This window comes from Vallitalea pronyensis (assembly GCF_018141445.1).
Lineage (GTDB): Bacteria > Bacillota > Clostridia > Lachnospirales > Vallitaleaceae > Vallitalea > Vallitalea pronyensis.
Genome location: NZ_CP058649.1, coordinates 1383691 through 1403347, shown reverse-complemented (window position 1 = coordinate 1403347; position 19657 = coordinate 1383691). Strand labels below are relative to the sequence as shown.

Here is a 19657-nt window from a genome sequence, read left to right as displayed (position 1 = left end):
ATCCATTAAAATAAATGTATAAAATAATGACTATAAGACGTATTATGTCGCATTAACCCTATGTACATTATATTCTTAATATTATCCATATGATTAGCGATTTGAATCATATCTTTACTACCTAAATATTTATCTGATATCTCCATGGCTTTCTGATCATGCCATTGATTTTCTGCAAGATCTAATAATTCTTTATACCATTTGGCAATGAGCTTGTTCGCTTGAATACGCAATTGATCCAATTTCACTTCAAATACGTCTAATAGCTCACGAACTTTATCCTTGCAATCCTGTTGTATGTGCCTTTTAGCATACAAAAATATGGATAAAAAATCATTACAAAAGAAACTTATTCTGTCAATGGCTTTATTGGAATCATGCCCAATTGACGATATATATTTTTCAATAAAATTGATGAATACGCCAATTCGCTCATCAACAAAATAATACCCATCTTCATTAAATACACCCTTCATTAACAGATTATCTCTAACAATTTTTTCATAGAGTGGTGTATTAATAAGCATATTATACCGATTAAATAAAATAGCTTTTATTGATAAAAATTTATATTTTTCAAGGAAATCAATATTTTTACGTAAATTTTCAAAGGTTGAATAAGGATTTATATTAATAAAACCTGGTTGAATATTAACACCATATTTATTAAATAAGTCTATTATTTTTATGTTTTCCTCTAGTGTTGCTCTTTTGCCATATAGTTTTAAGTCAAATGAATTAGCTGCTTCTATTCCTATACAAGCAGCACTTAAACCTGATTTTACCAGCAATTCCATAAGCTCAGGTGTAGCCTTTCTACAAAATTCTGCTCGGAAGTTTGCAAAGTAACATATTTTAAGATTTCTTCGTATAATTTCTTTTGCAATTTTTATTAACCTACTATAGTCATTGGATGGATCCTCGAAGCTTCCATCAATGAAATAGAATGCATGAATTTGATGTGTATTCACGATGCTCTCTATTTCATCAATAATACCTTTAACACTCCGACCTCTCCAACAACTCCAAAAAAGCTGGGATGCACAAAAAGTACACCTAGCTTTACATCCTCGAGAAGTTGATATTTGTGCTATTTTTAAGTTGTTTTCAACCAATATATCACGAGCAGGTACTGGTAATGAATCCAAATCTTTAATAAGCTCTTGGTCTTTATTTACATATATCTTGGCATCTTTCCTATATGTGAGTCCATTGACAGATGTAAAATCCCCCTCTTCTTCCACACATCTAACGAGGTTTAAAAAAACCTCTTCACCTTCGCCTCGCAATACCATATCAATATAAGGTGCTTCTTGCAAAATGCCCCTATGATTATGTGTTGCTAAGGTCCCTCCAACACATAGATACACTTGCGGTATGCGTCGATGTAGCTCTTCACATACACTAAATACCACATGCTTAGACGTACTATATAATGAAAAACCTACTATATCTGGTAAATAGTCCATAATCTTAGCATAATCTAGCTGCTCCTTCGTCTTACCCATTACCATTACTTCATAGCCGTGTGCACGTAAGTAAGAAGCAATTGAACAAATTCCAAGCTCCTCAAAAGTCATTCGCATACCTTCCGTATATAGTGCTATCAACAATACTCTTGGTTTTTTTCTTCTCATAGTTAGTATTCTTACCTTTCATTGCTTAATGATTAAAACCTCAAAGCTTATCTATCTCAAGTTTTGCAGCGTCAAAAAAAACATTAATACGATTTGCCTTGTGAGCCCATAAGTCAAAAAATGCATCGACACGCTCTTGGGTGACATGCCTACTTAAGATACCATCACATAAATGAATAGCAAAATCCATATAGATATCAAATAGTTCTGTCATCTTATCTTTTAACACCTTAGATAGATTCATGTTTCCTTTTTCTTCTGAAAGTATAATATAATAGTATTTATAGCTGATGTTCTTGATTAATGTATTCCAACGTATTAGAATAACGTTCAAGAATTGCACATCTCTATCACAAAATTCATAGCCTTGTTCATTCATGATATATAAGCCTTCTTCTTCTAGTTTACCTCTAAAAGGCGTTCCAGCAACTGCAATCATATGTATGAGATTAGAAAATGGATCGGAGTATTCATAACGTACATTTCTATATTCTGATTGCTTTAATAAGGTAAAGTTATCTCTTACCTCTTGAATGGTTACATAAGGATCCAAAGGAATAAATCCAATCGTTGCCTTAATCTTTAATTTAGCTACGACCTCTAGAGCCTCCATATTTTCTTTTACCGTTACATTCTTTTGAAAATAATCTAACTGACGTTGTGAGAATGATTCAATGCCAATAAAGACATGGTACAGTCCGACTTCTTTTAATTTTTTAAGTAATGCATATGATGGCTTCATGTCCTTTGCGCATACAGTTATTTGAAATGGGATCATAATATTTTTTGCTTTTAGTAATTGATATAATGCCTCTATTTTCTCTAGATTCTTTGGTATCTGGGTAAGAAAACTGTCATCGTTATAATGAATATTATCAATACGTTCATACTTCTTAATGAGATACTCAATCTCTTCAATAATATTTTCTGCTGATCTTATTCTGAATTTTTTACCAGGGCATCTTTTATAAAATGATGTAATGGCACAGAAGTTACAGTGATTAGGGCATCCTCTCGTGGACAACAAACGAACTTCTTTTTTCGAACTGTAAAAAGGCCTATCAGGAAATGGAAGTTCATCTAAATGCTGAATCAAAGGCCTTGACTTAGTCTGGATATACTCTTTTTCTTCTAAATAAGCGATGCCTGAAACTTCTCTATAATCACCACCTGCTTTTAATGTTTTCATAAGTTCTAAGACGGTGTATTCGCCTTCGCCAATGACACAGCAATCCAATGCCTCAAAATTTCTTAAGGTCTCTTCTGGCGTCAAAGTTGGTGTATAGCCACCTAAGAATACAAAGGTTTTAGGATCTATGCTCTTAATCATATGCAGAATTTTCGCAGAGTTGTATCGATTATTATCACATGTTGAAATCCCTACCACGTCATATTGCTTTTCCTTTAATATTTTTCTTAATTTAGACATTGAAATATTCTGTCCCATACTTTCGATAATCTCTGTATGAAACCCATGCTTATTTAATATAGCACTTATATAACCTATCCCAATATGGGGTATCGTAAACCCAGTGGATGAATATTCATCACCTGGAAACCTATTTGAAAAATATGGTGGGTTTATCAAGCATATTTTCATTTTATATTACATTCCTTTCATGATTATCCGTCCATACTATGGATTAATGGGTATTTTCATTCATACGCTTACTGTCCAAAACGCAACGCTCAATATATTGAACAATGGATGAAATATCTTTGAATTTAGAGAAATCTAACATATCATCGCTAAATTCAATATTGAAATCTTCTTCTATTTTAACGACTACTTTTATAAATACGATAGAATTTAATCCTACTTCAGCTGTTTCTGGATTTTTAGATAAAATTGTTTGACGGATGCCCGTTGTACTGCTTATGATTTTTATAATTTTCTTACTGATATCACTCTGCATATTATATGAATCGTTGAGTGCATCATCCATATAAATTTCTATATTTGATAAAGCTTTTCTATTTATTTTATTGTTTGGTGTCATGGGGATTTTATCTATTTGTATAAGCTTATTTGGGATCATATGTTCTGGCAGCCTCTTAGTTAAATGCTCTTTTAATACATCCTGTTTAATTTCTATATGGGATGTAAAATACAGGCATAGTATATCATCGTGTTTTTTTCTTTTTGATTGTATGATAACTGCTACTGCTTGATTGATATCACAATGGTCAGAAGCAACGGATTCTATTCTTTCAAGTTCAACTCTAAAGCCTCTTAATTTAACTTGATTATCCTTACGTCCAACGTATGTTATATACCCATCTTCAACGATGTAGCCATAATCCCCGGTTCTATACATCCTTTTTGAATCGATCTTGTTTCTGACAAACCTCTTATCTGTTAACGCTTTATTATTAATATAGCCCATAGCAAGGCCCGCCCCTGCAATACAAATTTCACCTACATGACCATCTTTTATTTCATTGAGATCATCATCAACAATGTATACCTCTGTATTCTTGATTGGTTTACCTATATCCACGTTATTTTTACCTGTAAGATTACTAACCGATGACCAAACTGTTGTTTCAGTAGGCCCATACATATTGTATATCTTTGCATTGGTTTTTGACTTTAATAACTCCAGTAGGCTTGACGTTAGCACTTCGCCACCCAGCATGATGTCACTGACACCTTTGAGACACATAAGGTCCTGATCATAGTTAACTAACATCTGCATGGTTGATGGTGTTAACTGAATCATGTCTATCTTATTCTCATGTATTAGCTTAGACATTAGCTTTGGATTACCTTGTTCTTTTTCATTAGCCATAACAACCTTTAGCCCTTTACATAATGCTAATATGGTTTCCACAACAAATATATCAAACGAACATGATGTTAAACATGCTATGGTTTTACCTTGTGAAAAATGGATGACCTCACATAGACCTTCTATTAAATTGATAACAGATCTTTGAAAAATACCTATAGCATTTGGTACACCTGTTGTACCAGATGTATAGATGATGTATGCTAAGTCATTGGCATCGTATTCCGTCTTTTTTTCTTCATGCAACTGGCCAACGTAACGCTCTCTGCTATCCATATAGAAAATATTTGTATCCTCAAAATACTGTTTATACTTTGTCATCGTAATGACATTGCACTGACCAATGTTATTGATCATTGTACGCATTTGTTCTTGAGGATATACGGGATCAATTGGTACATAAGCAATACCTATTTTTAAAGTAGCAAATATAGCCATTAATAATTCTGGTGAACGTTCCAATAAGATAATACATCGCCTATTATTCATGTTAAATACCCGTGACAATTGATTAGCCATATTGTCCACCTGTTGAATAAAATCTCTGTACTCTATCTGGGTATCGCCACAAATAATAGCTTCTGCTCCTAGTCGTTGATTTTCTTGTAATAAGTGATATATATTCTTCCCTTGCATACAAAAACTCCTTTAAAAAGTTAAATGAAAGAGTGAACCATTCTTTAGAATGATTCACTCTTTCATCTTATCCTTTAATTTTCTTATTTCTGTTTTTTATTTCTTGTCTTATTCGAATCTGCATATACTATTTTCTTGGTGGCTTCTAAAAGAATTCTCAAGTACTTAAAGTCAGTTGGACCACTTCCAATATTGCACCCCTTATCCTTACACGTGTACAGCAATTGGTTATCCCAATTAACTTTTATGCGTGCCATACAGCTTTCTGGTGACGAGGCACCATAGCCTGGATTACAATTAGGATCACACCTATGTAGGTGATGACATATATAGTTCACGATTTCTTCTTGATTATCTTCAATAAGTTGTTGAAATAAGCTAGTTGTTTGGGATGTATTTAGAACCCATCTCATATAATGATGGTAATTTTTTGTTTTGTATGAATGAACATGACAATAGAATACAACACCGGCTTTGTTTGAATAGGCAATACGATAACCATGATCATCATAATACTCTATTTTTCTTCTATACTTTAGTGTTGTTAATATGCGATCTGTGTGAATAACTTCATCACCCAGTGATTCTGGTAGTAATTCTAAAACATCTTCAAAACCTAATGGATGATTTTCAAATAATCTAAAATCACATCTGCAAAAATGGCGAAGACTATTTTTTTTGTCCTTAGCACAAGCTTTTGAAAAATAGCAAAGAGCCCATAACATTTTTGGATATTTGGTATGGTTTATGATCACTTCTTGTCCCTCTTCAACATAAAAACCTAATTGTTCAATGATGGATAGAAAGCCATCTTTTGATTTAATTATTTTGTTTTTATGTAACAGAAGTTCATACCATACCCCTTGACTTATCATAAACCTTTCACCATCTAAGATTCCTACCTGCCCTATTTGAAATAGAAAATCCAATATACCATTTCTCGCTACTCTTCTAACATTTAATCTCTTTTTGCTAAATTGATCATGTCTAATAAATGGTTCAAGTGGTAGGTTATACTTCTCCGGTTGCTTATACATATCTTGGAACATGTTTTTTAAGAAATGATAAAAGTCCTCTTCAGCTTCCAAGAAATTCTCAACATCACCTTCTACTAACGCCTTAGGAACGACTTTGTACAATGGCGACATAAATGTACCCATCCCCCAAACATACCATTCTGCAAATGTGTTAAATGTATCTTGTTTTTTATCGAAAATCATCTCTCACACCCCTTATAATACACTATAATTATTATTTCACCTCTATTATAGCATAGTTCTCTAAAATTTATTGATTAAATGCAAGAAATTTTCCAATTCTTTTTTTTCTTTATCTATAAGCATATCTATAGCCCTAATTAGCTTTTTTGATAATTCTTTTTTTCTGCTTATATTTTTACATACATAATATTTAAGAAATATATGAAGAGAATGATTAGCCATTTGCTCGACTATTGTGTAGTCCTTTATGATACTTTCTAAGTCAATACCCAATGTCTTCTGAAGGTACTTCATTCTGAAAAGAAAGTTTTTTTTGTGTTCATAAATCATAAAAAACATAGGATAATTTTCTAATTGATACTGTGGTATGGATAAAAAATACTTTATGTCGTTATAGATGTCTAAGCCGAATTTAAATTCTTTTTTGTAATAATATTGGGCTACTTCTGGACAATAGGTATTGGTACAACCTAAATATTCTTCAAGTTCTTTCCTAAGTAGGTTTAGATTCATATCTATTGATTCACGACTATCTTTTAACCCCATGATGGTCATGTTATCTTTATCATTATCAATAATGTCATATTGATTAAAAGCTTCATCCAACACATCAAATGCAACCTGCGTTCTAACAAAATTGTAATTTGCACCATACCCAATAACATCATATGTTCTGTTATGCTCATTGCAGCCACACACCATGATAAGGTGTCGCTTATGCTCTTTTTGATACCTTATCCTATTGGTTATATAATACTCATCTACAAAAAAGGATATCACATGTCCTTCTTTCAATACATCTCTTATCAAAGTATGAACATCTTGTAAAAAACCCTTTTTATAAGCACTTTGGCTAATTACTTGATAATCATAGCAGTCGCATAATTCATACCGTGGTTGAACATACCGTAAATCCATATACTCAAAGCCTTCTGCCTCATGCCTACAGCTTTTAAAATTAATAAAATTACTCATAAACCAAGGTAATGCTTTTTGTGTTTTAAAAATAACACTAAGTGGATAAGCATACATCTGATAGCACCTGACTGGAGGCGATAGATTCACATCGATTTTTATGTTTTGCATCATGACCCCTTTCTATCTTCTATTTGGCGATAATCGTATTTATGACATAAGATTTTTTATATTTAGGATATGATCAGCAGCTTTACTACTTCCCCCTGCATCCATGAATAACTGATTTAATTCTTTGCTGTTTCTTATCATTTGCTTATTGCAATAAGCTAGCTTTATATGTGCCTTTAATTCATTACTGCTTATGTCGAATGATTTTATGTAAATGCCTATTCCGAATTTTTCTACCTGTTGTGCAGCAATAACCTGATCAAAAGAAGTGGGTATTATGATTAATGGTACTTGATAAGAAACCGATTCTCTAATAGAGCTTAGCCCCCCATGACAAATGTATACACCTGCCCTTTTTAATAGTTCTATCTGAGGTACATAATTTTTAATGGTAAAGTGACTTGGGATTTTTGTGCTTTTGAGTTTTTGGTAAATTTGGCGATTACATGTGGATATAACAACGGAATGATTATTTTGCTTAAATGTATGGATACATACTTCATAAAAATGTAAACATTGCTTCCAATGCGTACTCCCCATAGATATATAAATAATAGGTTTATTTCCAAGTTTTTTGAATGGAAATCGAATGTTTTGTTTTCTTTTATCCTTTTCATAACCTATGAATTGGTACAATTTCTTATCTAACTTATCACTGTGTGGTTGAAAAGCTAATGGAAGATACGTAATGTTTAAGTAATCCGAATAAAACAGTTTCAAAAAATCATCTATTGTCATACCCTCTATGGCCAACTTATGTAAATCACCCTCAAAGAATTTCAAGAACTTGGCTTGATATTTAGATAACTCATCATCTACCAGGTTCAGTTTCTCCTTCAATATGTGCCATAGATCAAACCTTCTCAATGCTTGGGTATAAATAAAATCCACATGGGATGCAATGCTCGGTATGCCCATTTTGTGGGCCAATAATTTTCCCCAAACACATAGTGTATCATGTATGATAATATCTGGTTCCAAGGCCATTATTTCATGCTCATGGTATGCTATAACTCTTTTATTGATATCATATAACTTTAAAAAATTATTCTGTTGAAAAGCATACTCTTGTAAAAATGTTTTTTGCTTTAATGGTTGATCGGTATCTTCTTTATATTTCTTGAATCTAAACCTTGCTTTATAGTAGCAACATGTAGCCCCTGCTTCTTCAATAACCTTTTTATAAGGGCTAGAGGCGTAATAGAATACTTTTAAGCCTCTAGCCACAAGTTCTTTTATTAATCCCAATGTAGGGAAAATATGACCATCAAAAGGATATCCAAAAAAAACAACCGTCGACATAATGCCTATCCTCCATTTCTATTCATGTGATGGATTTCTATTATTGTTTACTACAAGAAAAATAACACCTGATGTCATGGGGTATTAGTTTTTAGGTATTGTACGATTTCATGTGCCAGATTTTCCTCATAAGCAGCTACTTCATAGATTTGTTCATATATTTTAGATAAATACTTTTTTGAGTACTGTGTCATAATATATTTAATTAATAAATTTTTTATGGATATCCAGTGTGCATAAGCTTTATCTAATTGTACCCCAAATATGTTTAATGCTTCTATTTTATATTGACGATAAAAATGAAAAAAAACTCTCGCATTTTTCTTTCGAGCTAACCCAATGCTATTGATACATAATAGGAGGGAAGATGCTTCGATTTGATTACAATCATCAAATTCATCTTTTAAACTACTGGTATGCATTATTTCTTCAGCAAATAACCGTATGTTCTGGAAATCACTTTTACCATCTGTACCATGTAGCGTATTTTTAACACAATGATCCACTATTTCAGACCAATGCCCGATATGATACTGGTCCAAGAATTCAAATACCAGCACATTACCAAAACCATTCATATAGTTATCCAATGGCAAACTCACATTCTTACGATTGAAAAAAGGATCCACACAGATCATTTCATTCCTATTTATTTCTACTACCATACAATAATGGGATATATCATACTTCTTAAATGCAGTATTCCAGTTACACCAAAACCCATTAATAAAGATGGCTACAGGTAATCCCTTATCATTGGCCTCTTTTATTCGTTTAAGGGCTTGTTCTGGTTTTTGAATATCATGTTCTATCATATGAATACCCACATGTTTATTTAAAAGATATTTTTTGCCAATATATTTAATGCCATCTCTATTTGTGCTGATTCTTCGCCCTAGTAATGTTTTCTTATCATCCGGAGGAAAATACCCAAAATCCCAAGCATTCGCATACATCATAATGTATTCCCTCTTTTTCCACCTAGCCAATGTAGCGAATATATCTTCTAGACAATTCCCATGTACATCATGATACGGTTCTATTTCTAACAACACATTTATCAACTCACTATTCATCTTTTATAACTACAAAAAAGCTTAATTATAAATTTAATTTTGTTTGAGGTATGTCTATTTTAGATTGTTTTAATATTGAATTTTCCTTTAATTGACTAATCCTTATAGAACCGTCGTTTATGATTATTCTTATTAAATCCATGTAATCCTGCACCAAATGATGTATGGTTTGTTTTCTATATAGGTTACTTTTATAATTGACAACCATGAGTAACCCTATATGATGATTGAAAATATCCCAAGTTATATCATTGTTAATGGTCCTGTTTTTAATATAATAAGGCTCAAATTCTAAATCATCAAGTGTCCTATCTGGTCTTTCCACATGAATCATATTAAACATTAAACGCATCATTGCTCCCAAGTAAATACCTGTTTTTTCTGCCAACACTTCTATGGGATAATTTTGATAGGGATATACTTCTCTTATTTTATTTTTGGTATGAACTAATATGTCTAATAGCGTTTCATCACTTAATATATAATTTCTAAAAGGTACGACATTAGAAATCAAACCAACAATAGGATAACTTTCTACGTCTTTACGTCCAGACACATTAAGACCTATGACCATATCACTACGCCATGTGTATGTAAATATGAGCATATTGAAACAGGAAAATAACAGTTCAAACATTGATATACTATTTTCTTTAGAAAAACTTTTCACTTTTTTAAACAACCCATCATCCATTTTTTTTGAAAAAGTATCCATACTATCACTTTTTTTATTGGCATCAAACGGAAAATCATACGGAATAACCGTTTTTGAACATTTTTCACGATATATATGCATCCAATATTTTTCCATTATCTCCTGTTCACTTTCATGTGTGAGTTTCTTAACATAAGTAGAATAATCCATATCCAATTTAGGTAATTTTTCATTTTTATATAATGTAGAAAATTCATGAATAATAATATTCGTCGAAATCCCATCACATATGATATGATGAATATCAATTAAGAACAAGTATTGATGTTTCTCCATGTTAATAAGTTTAAAACGTATTAGGGGATCCTTGGATAGTTGAAAAGGTTTTACAAATTCTTGTATCAATGTATCGATACTTTTACCCATAGAATCAGCTGTTTCTAAATGAACCACCCTATCCGAATGGATGGTTTGCATAGGTTTATTATCCACTAGATGAAAGGATGCACGTAGAGCCTCATGTCTTTTTACAATCTTAATTAAGGTATTTTGTAATCTATCTATATCTAAAAGACCCTTTATGACAGTAGCATAGGGCATATTATATTGGGTATCATTCATGTGTATTTTACTGGAGAAATAAATCCTTTCTTGCTGTATGGTAAGAGGTATATACTGCTCTTTATTGCTTTTATTCTTTAATGGAATACTTTCACTCTCTCTGCATAAAGTTTCACTGGTAAATAATTGATGTAATGAAGTTGCATTGATAAGTTGTATGGGATCCATATTAAAATTGTACTTTTTCTTCAATTCATCTGCAATGTTCATGGCATGAATAGAATCCCCTCCAAGTTCTAACAATGAACAGTTTGTATCCACTTCTTCAAATCCTAATACTTTTTTTATTATTTCTATTAACGCATCTTTTAGCACCATCTTAGCATCTTTTATAGATGATTGTTGCTGCTGTTGACCACGTATGTTATTGTCTGAATCACAGACAACCTCTTTATTAACCCCTGGTATGGTCAACCAATGCCTTACCTTCTTAAAGGGATATAACACCATACTTACCTTATTGCATTCTATTTTAGTATAGAATTGACTCCAGTCAATATGCTCCCCCTTAAGATACTTTGACATAGCATCTAATTTGTTATCTAAATCTATCCTATGACTCTTTTGGGCGTTTACATGAGGCTTGCCATTTTGTTTATAAAACGTACGACCTAATGTGTCATATTCTTGAAGTTTTTGTATGAGTTGTTCAACATTAGAAGCCATAGTAGCAAACCTATATTTAAAATGATTTCTTCCTAAGTTAGACGTATAACATACATCCACAAAATGTAACTGTTTGTTCTCATTTAAAAATAGAATATACCTTTTAATCAATTGAGCTAATGCTGATTCTGTTTTTGCTGAAACAGTAAATACAAATGGCTCTTCTCCCTCTCTACAACCTTCCAGTCTTCTAGGGGCTTCTTCTAATACAACATGGCAATTCGTCCCACTAAAGCCAAATGCACTAACCCCACATAATCTTTTTCCCTTATCTTTTTTCCACTCTCCAAGTCTATCAATCACATATACTGACGAATTACAAAAATCAATATGACCATTTGGCCGATTAAAATGAATAGAAGGCACTAGCATTTTATGATGTAAACATAATACCGCTTTTATAAAACCCATAATCCCAGCTGCTCCATCTAAGTGCCCTACATTCGATTTTACACTGCCGATACCACAAAACTGTTTGTGGCGTGTACTCTGACTAAAAGCATTGTTTATGGATGCAATTTCAATGGGATCACCTAAAGTTGTCCCCGTTCCATGGGCTTCAATATACGTTATCTCTTTGGGAGATACACCTGCCTTATGCCATGTGTCTATAAGCAGTTTTTCCTGAGCTATTGGGTTAGGTGCGGAGATTCCTATTGCATGTCCATCATGATTAATGCCACTTCCTTTGATTACGGCATATATATTATCTTTATCCTCTATAGCTTTGTGGAGTGGTTTCAATAAAACAGCACCTACCCCTTCACCTGTTCCTGTCCCATCGGCATCATCATCGAAAGACATGGTTTTGCCATTGGAGGATTCCACACCTACTTTTATCTTCCTATACGGTAAAACATGTAATTGTATACCACCTGCAATGGCCATATGGCATTCCTCATTCTTAATGGACTCACAAGCCTGATGGATAGCCACCAAAGATGATGAACACACTGTATTAATAAGCATATTGGGTCCTGTTAAATCCAGTATGTGTGAAATCCTTCCACCAATTAAAGGCGGACAATTTCCTGGTACTGCAATAGAAGCAAAAGAAGGATTCATCGCCATAATCATATGTCGATAATCACTTTCACTGACATAGCCAACAAATACGCCTGTATGGGTACCTCTAATTGCTTTCATGCTATAACCCGCATCTTCAATAACATGCCATGCCGTTTCTAAAAATAATCTTTGATTAGGGTCCATATACTGAGCATCTTTAGGTGGCATATCAAAAAATTCATTGTCAAAATAATCGATATGCTCTAAATAAGTTCCATTCTCCCAATTAAGCTTTTCTATATTTCCATCAACATACTGTAAGTATTCTTCTACATCTTTTTTTCTGTTATTTGGTATTGCCTTAATGAAATCTCTACCCTTTTTTAGTCCTTTCCAAAAATCATCTACTTTTTCAATATCAGAAAGTCTTAATGCTATTCCTATGACGGCTATATCCATGTTTCTATCCCACCCCCTACCTGACAGTTCTTAATTGAAGTATTTCCTCAACAGCATTTTTCATATATTTGTATACTTCATTATTCTTGATGGCATCTATTATTTCATAAAATCTTAGTGTTTTTTCGTCTACGGTTATCTTTTTAGTATCCATTATGCGTTGTAATAGCTTTAATGCCTTTATTGCTTTGTCTTGTGCGTGCCTATTATTATTTCTGTCTAGATTGTCAAGGAGAACTTCCATTTCTTTATAGGGTTTGATAACACCCATTGAAAATTCTTGATTATTATCGTTCAAATTAGGCGTACTTACTGCATGTTTGAGACAACTAATTATCATCAACCTATAGGGTTCATTCATCACATTCACCTCATCTATTTATCCTCTCATATTGGCTACCTATGACTTCAGTTATTAAATCTTGTTGCTTGTTTGCCAATTGTAATCCACTTTCAATTATTCGATCTATCACCCGATTATTATCCATATACGACCCAACTAACATTTTCATCAAATATTTATCCCAATCCTTAATTAAGATTTTTATTCTATTGATGATCATTTTTTTTAATGTATCCTCCATATCACTATCATGCATATATTCAAGAATATAATGATTGACAAATGAAAATTGAACCTTAAAAAGATAAAATAATTCATTGAATTCTTTCTTGGCTTCCTCACGATTAATCCCTTTTAACAACTTTATATCCATAATGCAATTTCTGAATGCCTCTATTCCTTTTGTCAATCCCTTATGGCTATTATCCTTAATAAAACAGTGCAATCGGGATAATACTCTGTTTGCCTTGTATGTCTTATCTAATTTTTTATAATGACTAAAATCAAACCTAGAGTACAAATAAACATTTTCTAAAAATACATTGTATGATAATTTGACCGTATAATAGGGTATGGGGTTTTGCATCTGATCATAGACATAAGAATCATAGAGATATATCTCTTTTTTCTCATCGTCGAACCCATAGACAATGACTGCATGCATGGCATCAACCTCTGTCAAATAGGCAGGTGGTGTTTGATAGGTTAAACACTTTGAATTAATCAAGATAATAACTGGATTATCTTTACAAATAGCTTCTTTCAACCCAATAAGGTACGTGAGGGCTTTTGTGTTTTCTTTTACAATCACTTGAACATTAATTTCCTTAGCATAATTCTTTACAATGGATTGATAATCATTAATGATTATGTTTTTATGAATTTCCTTTGTTTGTCTATCTTTTTCATTCACGTAATAGCAAAATAAGCCATTTGCTAAGAAAAAGATTTCATATTCTTTTAATGCACATCCATAAAACTTTGATAAGTCGCATAGATTACTAAACAGACAATTATATCCCGTTTGAGGTGCCAAGTTTTTATCAATGGTATATCTAATAATGTTAACATCCTTTCCTTATCCGTTTATCCATGAAGTTTTATATTATTCAATGTTTATGTTCCTTTCAATTTTTCATTTATTTTAGCCAGAACCACTGCTAAATCAATGGAATTGTGTACATATTGTAATAATTCTTCTGTTATACGTTGGTAAAATAGCTCATCTATTTTGTTATGATTTGATGCAAGTATTTGATTAATCTTCTCTGCCACAATGACTTCCATGTGCCTATATGTATGGGTTGTAATAGCCCTTCGTAGCTTGTGGGATTCATATCCATGATTCTTAAAGTATTCATCTAATTGATATATTTTAATCTCTGGTTGATTCAAAAATTGTATTAAGCAATCTTTCATCATTCGCCATAATAATGTTAAAACATGCTTGTTAACGGATGCATCATAGGTAATGGCACATTTAAGGTTTTCTTTTGATACATAAAATAGAAAAGAAGGATTTCCATACGTGACTTCTATTTTATTATGAATACCTTTATAGGATACTGTAATCTCATTGGATAAAAACTTATTATATGTTAACTGTAACTTATCATCAATAGAATCATCTGTATATGCATAAGCCTCTTCTGTTGCTCGTTTATTACCTAATATTATATCCTTAAATGATTTTGATGGGTCGACTATCGTTCTAACAGGTAAAAGCGTATGTTTTTTATCGCCTTTTAACGCTGGTACACAAACAATAAAATCATTATATGTGGTATGATAATATAAAACATAGCTCATTACCGTTAGCATGATAAGAAATATGGCATGATCGGACTTGGCAATGGCAAATAATTCTTTTTGAATTGTGTCAGGTACATTTAAATATAACCGATTTACAATAGAATGATTGGAAGCCCCTTTCTTTTGATATAGTGACATAAATGTTATGTCAGTCACCTGGTCATGAAGCCAGTAGTGACTCTTATCAGAGTTCTTATTCATATGATGCTATCTCCTATCCATGATTATTCTTATTATTCATCATCTATTGACTATCTGGCAGTCTTAAATCAGGGAAATCCTTGAAAACATATCGACAGTAATCCTCCGTCGTATAACATGTAAAAGCTTCTACGTGTTTCCATGGGAATATGGTTTGAAGCCCTTTTATATCCCTTATTTTTCTTTCTTTTATCACCGTTTTTATGTAACCTCCATCTACTCTTACACTAGCTAATGCCCTGTAGGCAGTAAGATTTCTTGACAACGCCCAAAAGTCAAAATGTTTCATCTGTGATTGATAGATATTAAGTAAAGCTTGTTTTTGTTTTATATGATTCGATATATTAATAAGGATATTTGCATCAAGGGGTGACCACACCTCATAGCTACAAATACTTCTATCTATCGTCTTCCAATCAATTAACGCATTAGCTAAGATAATATTAGCGGTAAAATGATCTAAATGGCTATCCATTATATGTGGAACATATATTAAATCTATCCTATTTTGATGTATAATGTTTCTTAGCAAGGCTACGCTTTCACTGGTAATGATAATGTTTTGATCACCTAAATCCAAAAAATAATATTTTTCTATTTTCCATTCTGCTAGAACTTTAAGTGCTTCGTGATAACGCTGTTCTGAAACCATATGTTCATGACTTGTACCACCTTTTTCTCCGTTTGTAAGATAGACGATTGACACAAAATCACCTTCATCTAAATGCTTGCATATTGTCCCACCGCAACCTAGAACTTCATCATCTGGATGAGGTGCAATAACTAATATTCTCTTACCTTCTGGCTTCAACAAGCACTTCACACGATTGTTCACATGAACATATGCATTTATGATATCTTCACTGATAATTTTGCTATGCATCCTTAACACCCTCAAAATCTAATTTTTCTTTGATTTGTTATAAATATTAACATAATGACTATATAGGATTTTTGTTTGTTCTTCTAGCTGTAGTTGCCCACTCCACTGAATACAATTTTCTCTATATTGCTTGTAAATCATATCATCTGTTAAAAGCGATTCCATTGCTTGGGCATAAGCATCAATATCTTTTATCGGTACTTTCATACCTGTTATACCTTCTATGAGCCATTCATCAATACCTTCTATGTCAAATGCTATGACAGGTACACCATAAGCAATGGCCTCTGCACCAGAAAAACCATATGTTTCATGACCAATAGATGGGAAAGCCATCACTCTTACTTTTGATAAGTATTGAAATAATTCTTGTTGAGGTAAATGTCCGACAAAACGGACATTATGTTGTATCTCCAATGTATTTGCCAGACTCATAAGCTTTCTAAAGTATGACTTATCACACGTACCTGCAATGATTAATTTCCAATCTCTTAGATTCATTCGAGCCATAGCTTTTAATAGATAGGCTATCCCTTTTTGTGGAACTAATCGTCCAGCAAATAATATGACCTTATCCGATACATAAGAATAGGTATGAGGACGACTGATTAATGGTGGCAATTTGAATAACTTTGTTTCGTCTATTGTCATATCACGCATAATGGAATATATATTATTGGAAAAGTAAAACAGCCCGTCATAACGCTTTAATGAATTGAGATAAGCCTTGTACATCTCATAGTCATCTATGTGGATACATTTTTTTGATAGACATGCTTTATTAATGGGTTTATCACAATAGGTTTTTTCTCCCTGTGTTAAGAATTTAGGGCAGACTAAGGAACTATAGTCATGTACTGTTCTAACTGTAATCATATCCTTACACAGCTCATAGAAATATTGATGTTTGTTGGATTTATTAATAATATAACTGCTATACACATCATCGAAATGTATTATATCTGGTTTTATGGTTTTATGTAGTAAATCACTTATTGTATGATTGTCCAATAAATAGATGTAGTCTGAAATACTTTCAAGTTCATTTTTATAATCTACCTGATTTTTTTCATAAGATAAGTAATACTGTTCAATACCATATTGATTCAATAAGGCATGTTGCTTTTTTAGATAAAAAAAAGAACCATGTATATCGGATATGGACTGAACAAAATGCAATATCCTCATAATCACTCTCCTGACGTATTAATAAATGAACGACTATTATTGTATTCATTGTGATTAATACATGTCCCACATGGGTATTCCTTATAATGTTGTTCTTCACCAAAAGGTACTCTAAAGTCATGACAATTGGGAGTACCATCACATTTCATCATCTCTATGGTATTGTTATAGATATAATAGGTATAGCCATTCTTAAAGAAATCACATACAAAATCTCGCTTCTGATTTTCTAATATGTATTGCCATCTGTAAAAGTATTCCTTAGGCGGCAAGAAGTCTGCTTGTTTAAGTGCTTGATAATCAAGAGATTTTGATATAAGTTTTCCTTTAATGCTACATGGAAACAGATGCAATCTGGTATTAAAATCCCTATCTATTAAGTATTGAATAAATTCATTAATTTCATCTGTGGTTTGTCCAAGGATTACACTTTGAATCTCTGCCTTGTATCGGAAAATATTATCAAGGATAGTATCTACTTGTTGTTGATTCAATTTCCGAAATTGATTCATACGCTTATTATGCCCATCCAATGATACCACACAGTGAATGTTGGTATGTTCTTCTAGTACATTGGCTAATAACAATCCATTGGATAATATTTCGATACAATATCCTTCTTTTGCTTTATTTTCTAAGTAATTGATTATGCGTTGATATAGCGTGATTTCACCTCGACATTCAACTCTCATAGCTACTTCATTTTTATCAAATCTATTCAATATTTTTTTTAGTGATCCTATGACTTTTTCCTCGTCAACCGTATAATGGGGTTTATCACAATACCAACAATTCAGGTTGCATTTTCCTAAAAAAACCACTCCTCTGTATTTACGCATATTTCCTCCTATCTATGCAGCTCGCTTTATTTATCCTTACATCTTACTTTTTTTACTGCTATACCATCAAATTCAAATAACAAGTCTTCCCGACAAACATGACCTACTACACAAGTACAAGGTAAGTTGTCAATGTTCTTTTCTTCTATTATACTTTTATACATAGCATAGTATCGTTGGTCTTTGAAAAAACATGTCACATGACATAGATCAGAGAAATTCATCTTAACACTTTCTAATATATTCTCAATATTTTCTATGGTATATGTTATTTGCTTATATGGGTTATTCCTATATATTGTATCACCGTGTTGATTAATACTGGCAGTACCTGAAATCTGTAGTTCTACAAGATCATCATAGGTTATAACCATCCCCCTTGAAAAAGTTGATTTAAAGATATAATCATCACCTGAAGCCTCATTCTGATAGGTGTTGTATACCCTATTAATGCTCACATGGGAATGACGTTTATCAATACAATAGACGTGCATACAACTTTCTTGATTTTGTCCAAATCCTTCTATACATGTGCTGGCAGGTAGGTTATTGGAATCAGCTGAATAGTTAATGCCTACTTTTGTAAAAAAATCTCTTCTTGCTTTATTAAATATTTCGTAATAGCTATTAATATCGTAGAGGTATATCCATGTCCTAACGATATCTGTACATGCAAAATGATGTTTTAAGATGGTGGTTTCAAAGCTTTCAAGTATATTTTTGTACTCACTTTCTTTATCTCCTTCAAATCCTGTATTTTCAAGTAGATGCAAAATCCTCATATCATCACTAGCCATCTCAGTACCTATTAGATGGCCCTCTCCATTATGGATGTAATGAAGTGTCATCTTGGCATGATCCGATATCGCATAGATCTGAATACCAGACATTGGCGCATTATGAACGGATGCTCCCTCTACATAAAGTAGAGGTGCCATGTCAATTTCATATACTGCCAATGTCTTATTACGCAAATTCATCCATTTCTCTTTAAATTCAATATTACCAAAACATTTTTCATACACTATTTTGAGTCCATTTTTATTGATAACTTGACACAGATTTTTATATATCTTTTCAATAGCATGGTCGTCCACTACATCCATGAGGTCTACTGTAAAATAAAATCTACTATGATTTTTTTCTTCTAATGTTTTTACGGTTATTTTTGATTTATTACTCATATTTCCTCCTGACAACACCCTTCGTGGGTATTCAATGCCATGATAAAAA

General features: G+C 32.4%; 15 protein-coding genes. All 15 read right to left on the bottom strand.

Translation table 11 applies throughout. The annotated features are described in order from the left end of the window. Positions 1 to 5 precede the first annotated feature (5 nt). The 15 genes from HZI73_RS05855 to HZI73_RS05785 all read right to left on the bottom strand — a co-directional run bounded on the left by HZI73_RS05855 (position 6) and on the right by HZI73_RS05785 (position 19608). Positions 6 to 1637: a B12-binding domain-containing radical SAM protein gene (locus tag HZI73_RS05855; RefSeq protein ID WP_212697322.1), complete on the bottom strand. Its 1632-nt coding sequence runs from the start codon at positions 1635 to 1637 to the stop codon at positions 6 to 8. 40 nt (positions 1638 to 1677) lie between these two features. Next, entirely contained in the window at positions 1678 to 3237 is a 1560-nt protein-coding gene (locus tag HZI73_RS05850; RefSeq protein ID WP_212697321.1) for a B12-binding domain-containing radical SAM protein, read from the bottom strand. Between the two features lie 43 nt (positions 3238 to 3280). Next, a complete protein-coding gene (locus tag HZI73_RS05845; protein ID WP_212697320.1) occupies positions 3281 to 5065 on the bottom strand; it encodes an amino acid adenylation domain-containing protein in 1785 nt (594 codons plus the stop codon). Positions 5066 to 5148: 83 nt separating this feature from the next. Further along, positions 5149 to 6285: a hypothetical protein gene (locus HZI73_RS05840; RefSeq protein WP_212697319.1), complete on the bottom strand. Its 1137-nt coding sequence runs from the start codon at positions 6283 to 6285 to the stop codon at positions 5149 to 5151. Positions 6286 to 6345: 60 nt separating this feature from the next. Beyond that, positions 6346 to 7374, bottom strand: a complete 1029-nt coding sequence (locus HZI73_RS05835; RefSeq protein ID WP_212697318.1) for a hypothetical protein — start codon at positions 7372 to 7374, stop codon at positions 6346 to 6348. Between the two features lie 36 nt (positions 7375 to 7410). Next, complete coding sequence (locus tag HZI73_RS05830; protein ID WP_212697317.1) at positions 7411 to 8673, bottom strand: nucleotide disphospho-sugar-binding domain-containing protein; 1263 nt, start codon at positions 8671 to 8673, stop codon at positions 7411 to 7413. 74 nt (positions 8674 to 8747) lie between these two features. After that, positions 8748 to 9749, bottom strand: coding sequence for a hypothetical protein (locus tag HZI73_RS05825; RefSeq protein WP_212697316.1), 1002 nt, complete (start codon positions 9747 to 9749; stop codon positions 8748 to 8750). 25 nt (positions 9750 to 9774) lie between these two features. Beyond that, positions 9775 to 13158 (bottom strand): condensation domain-containing protein, encoded by a 3384-nt coding sequence (locus HZI73_RS05820; protein ID WP_212697315.1) that lies wholly within the window; start codon positions 13156 to 13158, stop codon positions 9775 to 9777. Between the two features lie 16 nt (positions 13159 to 13174). Continuing rightward, the gene (locus HZI73_RS05815) at positions 13175 to 13501 is read right to left on the bottom strand and encodes a hypothetical protein (RefSeq protein ID WP_212697314.1); all 327 of its coding nucleotides are present in this window, start codon (positions 13499 to 13501) and stop codon (positions 13175 to 13177) included. A gap of 28 nt (positions 13502 to 13529) precedes the next feature. After that, complete coding sequence (locus HZI73_RS05810; protein ID WP_212697313.1) at positions 13530 to 14537, bottom strand: BtrH N-terminal domain-containing protein; 1008 nt, start codon at positions 14535 to 14537, stop codon at positions 13530 to 13532. A gap of 80 nt (positions 14538 to 14617) precedes the next feature. Further along, positions 14618 to 15514, bottom strand: coding sequence for a hypothetical protein (locus HZI73_RS05805; RefSeq protein WP_212697312.1), 897 nt, complete (start codon positions 15512 to 15514; stop codon positions 14618 to 14620). A 43-nt stretch (positions 15515 to 15557) separates the two neighbouring features. Next, the gene (locus HZI73_RS05800) at positions 15558 to 16397 is read right to left on the bottom strand and encodes a PIG-L deacetylase family protein (RefSeq protein ID WP_212697311.1); all 840 of its coding nucleotides are present in this window, start codon (positions 16395 to 16397) and stop codon (positions 15558 to 15560) included. Positions 16398 to 16415: 18 nt separating this feature from the next. After that, complete coding sequence (locus HZI73_RS05795; RefSeq protein WP_212697310.1) at positions 16416 to 17585, bottom strand: glycosyltransferase family 4 protein; 1170 nt, start codon at positions 17583 to 17585, stop codon at positions 16416 to 16418. A gap of 2 nt (positions 17586 to 17587) precedes the next feature. After that, the gene (locus HZI73_RS05790; RefSeq protein WP_212697309.1) at positions 17588 to 18424 is read right to left on the bottom strand and encodes a radical SAM protein; all 837 of its coding nucleotides are present in this window, start codon (positions 18422 to 18424) and stop codon (positions 17588 to 17590) included. A gap of 26 nt (positions 18425 to 18450) precedes the next feature. Next, positions 18451 to 19608 carry a Rid family hydrolase gene (locus HZI73_RS05785; RefSeq protein WP_212697308.1) on the bottom strand — a complete coding sequence of 386 codons (1158 nt, stop codon included), beginning with the start codon at positions 19606 to 19608 and terminating at the stop codon, positions 18451 to 18453. Between the last annotated feature and the right edge of the window lie 49 nt (positions 19609 to 19657).